At 44.5% G+C, this 13,728-nt stretch carries 10 protein-coding genes; 2 read left to right on the top strand and 8 right to left on the bottom strand.

Going from position 1 to position 13,728, the window contains the following annotated elements; translation table 11 throughout:
• Nucleotides 1-118: 118 nt before the first annotated feature.
• Genes tsaD through tsaB form a run of 3 tightly spaced genes read right to left on the bottom strand, consistent with a single transcriptional unit; the run spans nt 119 to nt 2,236 of the window.
• Nucleotides 119-1,129, bottom strand: a complete 1,011-nt coding sequence (gene tsaD, locus SM123_RS01895; RefSeq protein ID WP_320909700.1) for a tRNA (adenosine(37)-N6)-threonylcarbamoyltransferase complex transferase subunit TsaD — start codon at nt 1,127-1,129, stop codon at nt 119-121.
• Entirely contained in the window at nt 1,119-1,556 is a 438-nt protein-coding gene (gene rimI / locus SM123_RS01890; RefSeq protein WP_320909699.1) for a ribosomal protein S18-alanine N-acetyltransferase, read from the bottom strand. The genes tsaD and rimI overlap by 11 nt, the downstream gene beginning before the upstream one ends.
• Nucleotides 1,553-2,236, bottom strand: a complete 684-nt coding sequence (tsaB, locus tag SM123_RS01885) for a tRNA (adenosine(37)-N6)-threonylcarbamoyltransferase complex dimerization subunit type 1 TsaB (protein ID WP_320909698.1) — start codon at nt 2,234-2,236, stop codon at nt 1,553-1,555. Before tsaB ends, rimI begins: the two co-directional genes overlap by 4 nt.
• 292 nt (nt 2,237-2,528) lie before the next feature.
• Between tsaB and SM123_RS01880 the strand changes: the two genes are divergently transcribed.
• Together SM123_RS01880 and rnjA are read left to right on the top strand one after the other, a co-directional pair.
• Nucleotides 2,529-2,759 carry a DNA-directed RNA polymerase subunit epsilon gene (locus tag SM123_RS01880; protein ID WP_003008866.1) on the top strand — a complete coding sequence of 77 codons (231 nt, stop codon included), beginning with the start codon at nt 2,529-2,531 and terminating at the stop codon, nt 2,757-2,759.
• A 3-nt stretch (nt 2,760-2,762) separates the two neighbouring features.
• A complete protein-coding gene (gene rnjA / locus SM123_RS01875) occupies nt 2,763-4,445 on the top strand; it encodes a ribonuclease J1 (protein WP_320909697.1) in 1,683 nt (560 codons plus the stop codon).
• A gap of 252 nt (nt 4,446-4,697) precedes the next feature.
• Here the strand turns inward: rnjA and glnA are convergent, their stop codons facing one another.
• The 5 genes from glnA to SM123_RS01850 all read right to left on the bottom strand — a co-directional run bounded on the left by glnA (nt 4,698) and on the right by SM123_RS01850 (nt 13,506).
• Complete coding sequence (gene glnA, locus SM123_RS01870; RefSeq protein WP_320909696.1) at nt 4,698-6,044, bottom strand: type I glutamate--ammonia ligase; 1,347 nt, start codon at nt 6,042-6,044, stop codon at nt 4,698-4,700.
• Between the two features lie 39 nt (nt 6,045-6,083).
• Nucleotides 6,084-6,443: a MerR family transcriptional regulator gene (locus SM123_RS01865; protein ID WP_003008872.1), complete on the bottom strand. Its 360-nt coding sequence runs from the start codon at nt 6,441-6,443 to the stop codon at nt 6,084-6,086.
• A gap of 67 nt (nt 6,444-6,510) precedes the next feature.
• Nucleotides 6,511-7,044 (bottom strand): FUSC family protein, encoded by a 534-nt coding sequence (locus SM123_RS01860; protein WP_003008874.1) that lies wholly within the window; start codon nt 7,042-7,044, stop codon nt 6,511-6,513.
• 268 nt (nt 7,045-7,312) lie between these two features.
• Nucleotides 7,313-8,512: a phosphoglycerate kinase gene (locus tag SM123_RS01855; RefSeq protein ID WP_223325393.1), complete on the bottom strand. Its 1,200-nt coding sequence runs from the start codon at nt 8,510-8,512 to the stop codon at nt 7,313-7,315.
• A 203-nt stretch (nt 8,513-8,715) separates the two neighbouring features.
• Nucleotides 8,716-13,506: an endo-beta-N-acetylglucosaminidase gene (locus SM123_RS01850; protein WP_320909695.1), complete on the bottom strand. Its 4,791-nt coding sequence runs from the start codon at nt 13,504-13,506 to the stop codon at nt 8,716-8,718.
• Between the last annotated feature and the right edge of the window lie 222 nt (nt 13,507-13,728).

Here is a 13,728-nt window from a genome sequence, read left to right as displayed (position 1 = left end):
CAATCTTTCATTCCTTCTATCATACCGAATTTTCTTTCGACTCGCAAATCCGCTACTAGTTGGTCAGATCCCAGCAAAAAAGCCATTGGACCTTGCACATCCAATTGGCTCCTTTATCTTATTCAATTCCTTCAAAGGCTAGGCTTGGTTTGGCATTGAGGTCCCAGCCTGCGAAGTTTTCTTTGTTCCACTCACTGACACTGGCATAGGCAATCATCCCCGCATTGTCCCCACAGAGGCGCAGAGGAGGAATGATGACCTTAACATCTGTGATGTCAGAAGCCAGGCGTTCACGAAGACCTTGGTTGGCTGCGACCCCACCAGCGACTACTAGGGTCTTGACCGGATATTTCTCCAAAGCCTTCTTGGTCTTGGCCATGAGAATGTCTAGTACAGCTGCCTGAAAACTTGCAGACAAGTCTGTATTGGAGAGGTTTTCTCCTTTTTGCTCGGCATTATGGTGCAGATTGATAAAGGCTGATTTGAGCCCTGAAAAAGAGAATTCCAGATTGTCTTCCTTGATCATGGCCCGAGGGAAATCGTAGATATCAGATCCTTGGTGGGCCAGCTGATCAATTTCACGTCCTGCTGGATAGGTCAAGCCCATGACGCGCCCGACCTTGTCATAAGCCTCTCCGACAGCATCATCACGGGTCTCTCCGACGATCTTATAATCACCCGCTTCACTGACGTAGACTAGTTCTGTATGTCCTCCACTCACCAGCAAGGCCAAAAGTGGAAATTCTAAGGGCTCGACGCTTTGAGCGGCCATCAAGTGCCCCGCCATATGATTGACAGGAATCAAAGGAAGTCCATGCGCCCAGGCAAAGGCCTTGGCTGCAGCTAGGCCGACTAAAAGAGCTCCAACTAGGCCTGGACCGTAGGTGACAGCCACAGCTGTGACATCGGCTTCAGTGATGCCAGCTTCTTCCAGGGCTTCTTCAATACAAGCAGTGATGACTTCCACATGGTGACGAGAGGCTACCTCAGGCACCACCCCTCCAAAACGCTTGTGACTTTCGATTTGACTGGCAATGACATTGGACAAGAGTTGGTCGTCATTTTTCAAGACAGCCACACTGGTCTCATCGCAAGATGTCTCAAAAGCCAAAATATATCTATCTTTCATTTGGGTTCCTCTTCATGATCACAGCATCCTCTATGGGATCGTGATAGTAGTTTTTCCTCCGTGCAATTTCTTCAAAGTGCATTTTTTTGTATAGGCCTTGGGCCGGTTGATTGGACACGCGCACTTCTAAGAAAATTTCTTTTTGGTCCGGCAACTGCGCGAGTAACTGCTGAGCTAGGCCTTGGCCTTGAAAGGCGCGCTTGACCGCAATCTGTAAGACTTCTGCTTCATAGAGAGTTTCTTGAATGGCGACAAATCCAAGGACTTGCCCCTCATCCACAGCTAGGAAATAGAAGATCGATTCCTGCTCTAAATCGGCTTCAATCTGCTCCAACTTCCAGGGACTAGCTTCATAGACATCTTCCATGACAGCGAGAATGGCAACCGCATCCTGGACGCTCCCTTTCCTGATTGTTCCTTTCATCATAGGCGCTTGATGTAAGAGGTCGTTGTTTCCGTGTGGTCTTTGAGCCAATTTTCCTCCGCTTCGACCCGTTTGAGATAATGAGGGACAAAATCATGGAGGCTAGCAGGCGCTTGTTTGAGACCGAGACGTCCGATTTTCACTGCATCTGGCAAGGTTTCATAGTAAGTAGCCCTTGGCATGCTAGAGGCAATCTGCTCCTTAAAGGCAGTGACTTCTCCGACAAAGGTGACCTGCTCACTTGTCGCTGCACGCTCTAGGACTTCCTCAAATGGAAAATGCCCTTCTGGTGCGACCAGCTGATCATCTTGGTAAAAACCTGCATAAACGTTGTTCCGACGGGCATCCATGACGGGCACTACCAAACCTTCTAGATCATCTGGCACTAGGGCTAAGAGGCTCGAAACCCCGACCAATTCAATTCCTAAGGTATGAGCCAAGGTCTTTGCCGTTGCGACCGCAATGCGCAGTCCAGTGTAGCTCCCAGGACCTTCTGCCACCACGATGCGGTCCAAGTCCTTGGGTGTCAAGTCGATTTGTTGCATCAAAAAATCGATGACCGGCATCAAGGTAATACTATGATTCTTTTTAATGGTGAATGTTGTTTCTGCAAGTAGAGTCTCATCTTCTAAAATCGCTACAGAAAGAGCCTTACTCGAGGTATCAAATGCTAATAATTTCATTTCCTACTCCTCTTGAACTGGATTATATTATACTACAAATTCCCTTTAAATCCCAGCGAAACTCTCCTCTAGAGCGCAGGATTTTCATATGCAAAACCGCTCAAAAGCTTCTCTATTATAGGTCTTTGCCTCTCTGACTTTTCCAGTCTATCTTTTACTTACGGGCGAATTTATGATATAATGATAATTAATTGTATCGAATCAGGTCCACTAGTTGCGAGTAGGAAACTCTAGTGATTGCACTCCTTCGCAGCTAACAAATAGACCGAAATAATGAAAGGAAAATTACTTCATGATTTACAAAGTTTTTTATCAGGAAACAAAAGACCGCAACCCTCGTCGTGAAACCACGCATGCACTTTATCTCGATATTGATGCACCGAATGAACGCGAAGGACGCATCCAAGCTCGTCAATTGGTTGAAGCAAACACAGATTTCAACATTGAATTTATCACACCACTTTCTGAGCAACACCTTGCTTACGAGAAAGAGTCAGGTGCTTTTGAACTAACGGAGTACTAATCCATGGCTTATACCTTAAAACCTGAAGAAGTTGGTGTATTTGCCATTGGTGGACTTGGAGAGATCGGGAAAAATACCTACGGGATCGAATACCAAGATGAAATCATCATTGTCGATGCCGGGATCAAATTTCCAGAAGATGACCTCCTTGGGATCGACTATGTAATCCCGGATTACTCTTATATCGTTGACAATATCGATCGCGTCAAAGCGGTCCTCATTACCCACGGACACGAAGACCACATCGGTGGGATTCCTTTCCTTTTGAAGCAAGCCAATGTCCCTATCTACGCTGGACCTTTGGCGCTTGCCTTGATCCGTGGAAAATTAGAAGAGCACGGTCTTCTTCGTGATGCCAAACTCTACGAAATCAACCAAAACACTGAGCTTCAATTTAAAAATCTTAAAGCAACCTTCTTCCGTACGACTCACTCGATTCCAGAACCTTTAGGGATTGTGATTCACACCCCTCAAGGAAAGATTGTTTGTACCGGAGACTTCAAATTCGACTTCACACCTGTTGGGGAACCGGCTGACCTCCATCGGATGGCGGCCCTTGGGGAAGAAGGCGTTCTCTGCCTGCTCTCAGACTCAACCAACGCAGAAGTCCCAACCTTTACCAACTCTGAAAAAGTAGTTGGCCAATCCATCATGAAGATCATCGAAGGCATTCACGGGCGCATCATTTTTGCTTCCTTTGCTTCGAATATCTTCCGTCTCCAACAAGCAGCTGAGGCAGCTGTCAAGACAGGTCGCAAGATCGTCGTCTTTGGACGCTCGATGGAAAAAGCCATCGTCAACGGAATCGAGCTTGGCTACATCAAGGTCCCTGCTGGAACTATTATCGAGCCAAATGAGATCAAAGACTATGCAGCCAATGAAATCCTGATCATGTGTACAGGAAGCCAAGGAGAGCCAATGGCAGCCCTCTCTCGGATTGCCAACGGAACGCATCGCCAAGTGCAACTCCAACCAGGAGATACCGTGATCTTCTCTTCTAGTCCGATTCCTGGAAATACAACCAGTGTGAATAAATTGATCAATACGATTTCCGAAGCGGGTGTCGATGTCATTCACGGGAAGATCAACAAGATTCATACTTCTGGACACGGGGGGCAACAAGAACAAAAACTCATGCTCCGCTTGATCAAACCAAAATACTTCATGCCTGTCCATGGTGAATACCGGATGCAGAAGATCCACGCAGGACTTGCGCGTGATTGCGGAGTGGAAAAAGACAATATCTTCATCATGAGTAATGGTGATGTCCTTGCTCTTACAGCCAACTCTGCTCGGATCGCAGGAAGCTTCAATGCTCAAGATATCTATGTCGATGGAAATCGCATCGGTGAAATCGGGGCTGCTGTCCTTCGTGACCGGAGAGACCTTTCCGAAGACGGTGTCGTTCTTGCTGTTGCGAATGTTGACTTCAAATCGAAGATGATCCTGGCTGGACCAGACATCTTGAGCCGTGGTTTTATCTACATGCGTGAATCAGGAGATCTGATTCGTGAAAGCCAACGCATTCTCTTCAATGCTATTCGTATCGCCTTGAAGAACAAAGATGCCAATATCCAAACCGTCAATGGTGCGATTGTCAATGCCCTTCGCCCATTCTTATACGAGAGCACGGAACGTGAACCTATCATTATCCCAATGATTCTCACACCAGATGACGAAAATTAACAAAACAACCAGTTGAAACCACTGTTTCAACTGGTTTTATAGTAACCTTTTGAGGATCAAAAAGAGAGTGGGACAGAAATCGGTAATTCGTTAGAATTCGATTTCGTCGTCCCACCTCCGCACAGTTGAGTAGGGCTGTAAAAGCTGATGAAATCAGCGTAGTAGAGCCCACTCAACCACTGCGTCTTGCTCGACAATCCAAAAATAATTGAGAGGCTAGGACTTTTGTCCTAGCCTCTTTACTCTTGTTTCTTAATAAAGATCTAAATAGTTGTCTACTTCCCATTGATATACGAAGGTCGCATAGCTTGCCCATTCGATTCGTTTGGCTTCAAGGAAGCTGGTGTAGATGTGCTCACCCAAGGCAGCTTTCACCACTTCGTCTTCTGTCAAGGCTTTCAAGGCATTGTGAAGGGTAGAAGGGAGATCTGTAATTCCAGCTGCTCTACGTTCTTCCGGTGTCATCACATAGATATTTTCTTCGATCGGAGCAGGTGCTTCGATTTTATTTTCAATCCCGTGAAGGCCGACTTCAAGCAAGACTGCCAAGGCTACATAAGGATTGGCCATTGGGTCTACGGAACGCAATTCCAAACGAGTTCCCATACCACGTGAGGCTGGCACACGTACCAATGGAGAACGGTTGCGACCTGCCCAAGCGATATAAACAGGTGCTTCATATCCAGGAACCAAACGTTTATAAGAGTTGACGGTTGGGTTGGTCACCGCTGTAAAGTTATATGCATGCTTGATCAAGCCACCCAAGAAGTGATAAGCTGTTTCTGACAATTGCATGCCCTTTGGATCTTCTGGATCAAAGAAGGCATTGTTGCCATCTTGGTCAAAGAGAGACATATTACAGTGCATACCTGATCCGGCAATTCCAAATTTTGGTTTGGCCATAAAGGTTGCATACAAGCCGTGTTTACGAGCGATGGTCTTCACAACGAGTTTAAAGATTTGGATCTTGTCACAAGCGCGAAGCACTTCGTCGTATTTAAAGTCGATTTCATGTTGACCAACGGCTACTTCGTGGTGACTAGCTTCTACTTCAAAGCCCATCTTGGTCAAGACATTGACGATTTCACGACGAGTGTTATCTGCAAGGTCTGTTGGAGCCAAGTCAAAATAGCCACCTTTGTCGTTTACTTCAAGAGTTGGGTCTCCATTTTCGTCCAACTTGAAGAGGAAGAATTCTGGTTCTGGACCAAGGTTAAAGGATTTGAATCCAAGTTTTTCCATATGACGAAGAGCACGTTTCAAGTTGCCACGTGGATCTCCTGCAAATGGTTCCCCTTCTGTCGTATAGACATCACAGATCAAGCCAGCTACGCTACCATTTTCATCTCCCCAAGGGAAGACTGTCCATGTATCCAAATCTGGGTAAAGATACATATCTGACTCGTTGATACGGACAAATCCTTCGATAGAAGAACCATCAAACATGGCTTTGTTTGAAAGAACCTTGTCCAGTTGCTCATCGGTAGCTGGAATTTCGACGTTCTTCATGGTTCCCAAAATATCAGAGAACATCAAGCGAATAAAAGTAACATTTTTTTCTTTTACTTCACGGCGAATATCTGCAGCAGTAATTGACATTTTTGTCTCCTTAAAATAGATTACAAGCTTATGAAATGATCAACGAAATTGACCATATGGCGATGGGGAAGATGTGAAGCGACTTTGCTGAAGAATGTCACGATGAAGAGCCTTACGGATCTCTTCTTGACTGACAACCTTGGTTTGCTCTTGCTCTTTTTCCGCATATTTCTTCTTAATATCCGCAATATTGAAGCCATCTGAGATATAATCTTTGATCTCAAGCAGGCGGTCCATATCGTCCAACGAATACATGCGGCGATTGCCTTCTGTCCGATCAGGAGAAATCAAGCCCTGATCTTCATAATAACGAATCTGGCGAGCTGTCAAGTCGGTCAGCTTCATAACACTTCCAATCGGAAAGACTGCCAGCGAGCGTCGTAATTCCTTTTCCTTCATACCATTCCTCTTTCTATTCTATTATATCGAAAAAAAAATCTATGTCAAGATTAAATGTTATATAATCTTACATAGGTTTTTTGTGTTTCTTGAGAAAATCGCGAATGCGATCCACATCCGAATTGACCAAAATCGCAACGAAAACGCCAATAAAGGTCTCAAATATTCGGGCAAAAACATACAAGAAGGTTTCTCCGTTAGGAATCGAGAGGGTAATGATCAGCATTGCCGAAACTCCTCCGATAATTCCTGCTTTGTTATTCATAGCGACATTTGTCATAATGGTTAACATGGTCGCAATGGGTACAAAAATCAGAGTCACCCAATACGCCCCATGAAAGAGCGTTTTTAAAAGGAAGAACAATACGGCATAAAAACCTCCGATACTGTTACCCATGACACGCGAAGCCCCGAAATGGACACTCTTATCAAAGTCTTCCCTCAAACTAAAAACAGCTGTCAAAGTCCCGATCTGAAGGCCTCGCCAGCCAAATATTCCAAAAATAAGTAGTACAATAAAAACGGCAATCCCTGTTTTAAAGGTTCTCATCCCCAAACGGAATTTGGACCAATCAAATTTGTGTCGTTTAAAGTAATCCATGGTCACCTATCTTTCTATTTCTATTATTCTACCATATTTTCAGAAAGGAGAGAACAGTTATCAATAGAAAGAAAAAAGAGAGTGGGACAGAAATCGGTAATTCGTTAGAATTCGATTTCGTCGTCCCACCTCCGCACAATTGAGTAGGGCTGTAAAAGCTGATGAAATCAGCGTAGTAGAGCCCACCCAACCACTGCGTCTTGCTCGACAATCCAAAAATAATTGAGAGGCTAGGACTTTTGTCCCAGCCTCTTTCATTTTATTTAGATTATTTGTCTGTAAGTGCAGCCAATCCTGGAAGTTCTTTACCTTCAAGAAGTTCCATAGAAGCACCACCACCAGTAGAGATCCATGAGAATTTATCTGCACGTCCAAGGTTGATTGCTGCAGCAGCTGAGTCACCACCACCGATGATTGATTTAACGCCTGGTTGTTTCACGATAGCGTCCATCACACCGATTGTACCAGCTTGGAAGTCAGGGTTTTCAAATACACCCATAGGTCCGTTCCATACAACTGTTTTCGCACCAGTCAATTCTTGGTCGAATTTAGCGATTGATTTAGGACCGATATCCAAACCAAGGAATCCTGGATCTACTGCTTCACCTTCAGTGTCTTTCACTTCAGTGTAGTCAGCAAATGCGTTCGCTTCTTTTGAGTCAACTGGCAAGATCAATTTGCCGTTTGATTTTTCAAGAAGAGCTTTCGCCACATCCAATTTGTCTTCTTCTACAAGTGAGTTACCGATTTCGATACCTTGTGCTTTGTAGAATGTGTAAGTCATCCCACCACCGATAAGAACTTTATCAGCTTTTTCAAGCAAGTTTTCGATAACACCGATCTTGTCAGATACTTTAGATCCACCAAGGATGGCTACGAATGGACGTTCTGGAGCTTCAACTGCTTCTTTGATGTAAGCAATTTCGTTTTCAAGAAGGAATCCAGCAACAGCTTTATCAACGTTTGCAGAGATACCAACGTTAGATGCGTGTGCACGGTGAGCAGTACCAAATGCATCGTTTACGAAAATACCATCTCCAAGTGATGCCCAGTATTTACCAAGTTCAGGATCGTTTTTAGATTCTTTCTTGCCATCAACATCTTCGAAACGAGTGTTTTCAACCAAGAGAACTTGTCCATCTTCAAGAGCGTTAACAGCTGCTTCCAATTCAGCACCACGTGTAACACCTGGGATAAATTGAACTTCTTGACCCAATTTTGCAGCCAAGTCAGCAGCTACAGGAGCAAGTGATTTACCTTCTTTATCTGCTTCTTCTTTTACACGTCCAAGGTGAGAGAAGAGGATTGCACGTCCACCTTGTTCAAGGATGTACTTGATAGTTGGAAGAGCTGCAGTGATACGGTTATCGTTAGTGATCACGCCATCTTTTACAGGAACGTTGAAGTCAACACGAACGAGAACTTTTTTCCCTTTCAAGTCAACGTCTTTAACAGTCAATTTTGCCATTAGATATGACTCCTTCTTTTTTTAATACATGATAATTATATCACAAAAGCTGTAAAAGAGGTAGAAAAATCCAATGCTTTTCCCTTCTAATTCGTAGGATCCGAACGACACTTCTAGATACAAGATCAAACCTCTCTAGTTTTCACCAGAGAGGTTTTTTTGAGAGTGACTTTTTAAGTGAATAAAAGAATCTTTTAGAAGACTTACTCTTCCTTCTTCTTACCAGCCAAGAGGAAGCCGCCTAAGGCTGCTAGGAGAACAGCTTCAGCTGCAAAGGAAGCTTCTAGGCTTGCCGTATTTGGCAAGTGTTCCGATTGACTTTCTTTACTTGCATCTTTTGTTTCTTGCTGAACCGTTGGCTGTAAGTTCACTCCTTGGTGGGCACTTAACAACTGATGGATATCTTGGTCAACCATATCCTTGTGTTCTTCCTCCTGATGACCCGCTTGAGTAGAAGTCGTTGGGGCCAACTGATCCACTTGAGAAGGCTCTGTAGGCTTCAATGGATTAGCTGGATCCGGAGTCACTGGGGTAGCTGGTTGAACAGGTTGATTTGGTTGAGCCGGTTGAACTGGCTGATCTGGTTTAGCCGGTTCTTCTGGTTGGATCGGTTGATCTGGTTCTTCCGTTTGTGCTGGCTTATAGACAATCGCATAGTGAGTAAAGTGAGGAGCTGTAAAAATGACCACATCTCCAACTCTCTCAAAGGCCAAGGATTGAGGTGCTTGACCTTCTGGGAAGAAGAGGACTTGCTCCACTTCTTTATCCTTATCCACAGGGATTTTCACAAGTGATGGATGCTGGGTATCGACATCCTGACCGCTTGCATCGACTCCTTCGATATCAAAGATAGTCGCTTCTCGTCCCTTCAGCTCTTCTTTTTCTGCCTGATTGGCTTCAACTTTTGCGACTTTTAGTCCTTTGACAACGGTTGGCTCTAAGTTGGAGAATTGAACTTCGACTCCAGTCGCAGGGTCTACAAAGACCGCTGGCTTGTCTTCTTTCAGGAGCGCAATCAAGGTCTCTAGACCTGTCTTAGCCGTTTCAAGCGCTTCAGGAGTGAGCTCTGAAGAAGCTAGGAGCTCTTTATTTTTCTCCAGGAGTGCCTGTAAAGCTTCACCAGAAGGGTGATTTGGCTTGCTTGCTAATAGAGCAGTCGCTTCTGTTGTTAGGGCAGAGAGAGCTTCTTTCTCTTTGACTAGATTAGCTTGACCATCCAAGGCTTTCAAGAGAGCGGTCAATTGGTTCAACTGCTCATTGACTTGATCTTGTGTGCTGGTATCATGCTCTTTCAAGACTTTTTCAGAAGCAGCCATTCCAGCTAGCAAGGCTTCTTTGACTTCTGGAGTGGCAAATGTAAAGTCTACTTTGGCTTTTGCAGCTTCAGCTTCAGCCAATTTTTGCTTGAGGTATTCATCGTTGAGAGCTGGTTTTGGATTGACGAGGACATCAAAGCTTGTGCTAGCTCCTTTGTAATGGACAGTGATGGTTTGGCGACCTTCCTTAGTCGTATCAAAGCCAGTCACTTCCACACCTTCATCGGTCAAGGCGTGCGTTTCGGTCGTTTCATCTTCAAAGACGACTGTAAAGCGTCCGCCTTCTTTCTCCAATGCTTCTCCGACAATATATTCCACTTTTGGTTTGTCGGTCAATTCTAGACCAGCAACTGCTTTTTCACCTGCTTCCTCTGCACTGACCACAAAAACAGTGAGAGTCTTACCTAATTTCTGACCAAGGTAAGAAACCTCTAGGTGTTGTTCTCCCAGCTTGCTACTGTCAAATCCATGAATCTCTACACCTGAGTTGGTGAGGTTGACCAGTTGATCTGCTTGGCCATCTTTATAATGAACGCGGAGAGTCGCCCCTTTCAAGGAAAGGGCATCGCCTTCCCGGTAGACCTTCTTGGTCAATCCATCTTCAAATTGAAGTCCCGCAATTTCTTTATCATTCTTTGGAACTTCGATCGCCAAAACATTACTGATATCTTTACCAGGTTCTTGCGCACGATAGTAGAGAAGAGATGGGGTTGATTCAAAAGCGAGCGGTTTAAAGATCAGATTTCCAGCTTGATCGGCTGTCATGGTCGCAATTGGATTAGTGGCTTCTTTATCGGCATAAAGAGTCAGAGTAGTATTAGCCGGAACATCTTTGAAACCGACTTGGACAAAATGATTGCCCAGGTTTTGCGCTGCAGCATGTTTCATCGGGATGTTGACCGTTTCAGTATCTAGACTTTCATACATCTTCCAGTTGTAAATCCGGATGGCTTGCCATGGGGTGCCGTTATCGGCTGTAATGACATGGAGACGCCAGTCTTGAGCCTTGATCGGATGATCAAGTGTAATGTCAGACACATGGGCTTTATTGCCACGAACTTCCTTGGCCAATTTCCACTCACCGGCTTCGTCCTTGTAGTAAAGGTCGAAGTCACGGGTATTCATCTTGCCATCATCGACAGATTCCCCACCAGCACCGGCATGGTCCATGACCCAACGAACAATGGTCCGAGGTTGTGTCAAGCGGATATCGACGGTTCCACTCAATTGAGCAGAAGACCATTTATCTGAAAGACTGGTAATGGTCCCATTTAACATGCCTTCAATGCCTTCACTACCATCCGCATCTGGGAAGCTCGAACCGATCACTTTGGCTCCAATGACCACGTTTGGTGCTAAAGCTTTTGGTAGACTGGTATCTGACACGGTCATACCCCAATCAAAGGCTACAGTTCCCGCATCTGAACGTTGACCGTTCTTCCCAACTGCCACAACCTTGAGTTCCTGAGTGGTTCCTTCAGCACTTGCTGAACGGCTAACTTTTGGTAGATAGACGGTTGTCGCAGAAGACCCTGTTAAGAGACGCCAGTTATCGCCATCTTTTTCATAGACTTCATAATAATCCGCATCTGCTACCCCTTTAAAATTGAGGACTGCTTCTGCTTCTTGCGCATTTTGTAGGCGTTTTACCCGAACGGATACTTCTGCTGGAGTCGCTGGTTTCTCTTGGTTCGACGTAATCGACAATTGGCCGAGATTAAATTTGTAGTCTTTAACATCCGTATCATGGTCAAAGAACATCTTCACAGCATAAATGGTCTTGCCAGCCAAACTTCCCAAATCAAAGGTTTGAGTAGACCAATCCGCACTCGGTGTCAATTCTTTCCATTCGTATTCAGAGTAGTCTTCTTTGGTGGCAACAGCTACCCAGGCAGCTGCTCCGATCCCACCTTTATGACTGACGCTCAATTTTGTCGTTTCTGTCACAGGAATCTTGGTCGAATAGAGCATGACATTTTGACTGCTATTGGCTTTTAAATCTCCTTCAAAGGCTAGAGAATTTCCTCCATTGTAGGCTTGATCAAAATCATAGCGACCTTTCAATGGTGTACTATCTTCACTATGCTCTACCCACCAACGCCATGTTGGAAGGTAGCCAGAAACAGAACGGTAGTTCCACTCCCCTTCTTTAGAAATCTTGCCATCCACAAACCAGTGTTTTCCGTGTCCAGTATTGAAGGAAGTATTGAAATTTTCACTTGTAATAGGAGTTTTGTCCACTACTAGATTGGACATACCGTACCAAGATTGGTCTGCTGGTTTTCCTTTAGTCGGATCTCCTTGGAAACCTGTCCAGAATAGATCTTCATGGGTATGGTAACCTTCACCAGTCTTTCCTAGACCTGTAATGGTATCTGGCGCATAAAGACCAAGAGATAGACGCAACTTGCCATGTTCATCTAAAATGGCATTCCAGTCTACATTAGTCTTATAAGAGCCTCCTTTTTGGAGTTCGAGTCCAGCTAGAACATCATAAGGATTCCGATGAATCCATTTAGCTGTACTGATGGAATAATCAACTTCTGATTTACCCCAGTTAAAGTTGGCAAAGAAGGTATCAACTGGATTTTCCCCATTTTCTGGCTGCATGAAATTGTAGTTGTATTCTCCCAACGCATTCTCATGGTAACGGCCATATTCATAGGTCATAGCATCATACCAGGAATACTTAATCGGATAGTTCAGACTTTTCGCATATTCCTTGGTATAAAGAAGGAAATCTCTCAATTTTGGACCCAATGGTTCTACAAGATTTCCAGTCGTTTCTTGGTTGATAAAGTAACCATCAAAGCCATAGTACTTAGCAAGTTCGACTAATTTACGAGCGATCGGGAAAGTTTTAGAGCCTTCACTATCTTCTTTCAAGGTTTCTGCAAAATGTTCTTGATCCTTGATGCTGCTAGACCAGTTATAAAAGAGTGTTCCATAAATAGGAACCCCATTTCGGTGGGCAGCATCAATCACATCTGCTGATGGAACCAGCCCTTCCCAAAAGACCATGGAATCCAAATATTGCCAGTAATCAAAAGCATAGGCTTTAAACTCTTCCCCGCCGACAGACGCATGATCCTTTGCTTTGGAGTTCATATTTGACAGTGCTTGGATCTTCGCTTCAGGGTTGGCTTGTTCATTAATTTGTTTTCCTTGGAAACGACTCGCAAGTGGGACGCTTGCTCTGTTCATATCGTCATCCACTCGTTTTCCTGATTCCCACTTCAAGAGATCATCCCAGGTATCGAACTTAACTTCTTTGGGTCTTAATTGTTTTTCTTCATTGGTTGGTAAATCAGCCACTTTTTCTGCAGCAGCTTTCGGTTTTTCAGTCTCTGAAACGGCTGGATGATCTGTAGTTGTCGAGCTAGCTTCTGTACCTGTAGGACTAGCCTCCGGAGTGACCGCTTCTGCGGCTGGTTTTTCCGTTTCTGCAGCAGGTAAGGCCGCATCTGCAGTATAGACGCCAGCTTCTCTCACTAGATGATTAACATCTTCAGTCGCTACTGAAGAGGTTTCCAAGGGTTGTTCACTAGTAGAAACCGTCTCATCTGCAGAGACAGCGCCTGTTCCCAAAAATGCTAACCCAATCAATGCGGAGCAAACTCCCATACTGAATTTTCGTATACTAAATCGTTCTTTCTTTTCAAATAGATGACCTTTCATCTTGACCTCCTTGTATGGTTTTTTTCTTTTTCTTGAGCGATTTCCATTGGCTCCTTCCTCCACGATCTGTAATCGCTTTCATTTTCTTGTATTAGAAATCTCCAATCAAGGATAGGATACCCTAATCTATTTAGCACTGTCAATCAATTTTAGCAATTCCTATAATATGATGAGAAAGCCCTAAAAAAAGTACAAAAAAAGAGGAGGTTTCCCTCCTCTCAT

Origin of the sequence: Streptococcus sp. S5, from assembly GCF_034134805.1 — a bacterium.
GTDB lineage: Bacteria > Bacillota > Bacilli > Lactobacillales > Streptococcaceae > Streptococcus > Streptococcus lingualis.
This window is presented reverse-complemented; position numbering and strand designations above follow the sequence as displayed.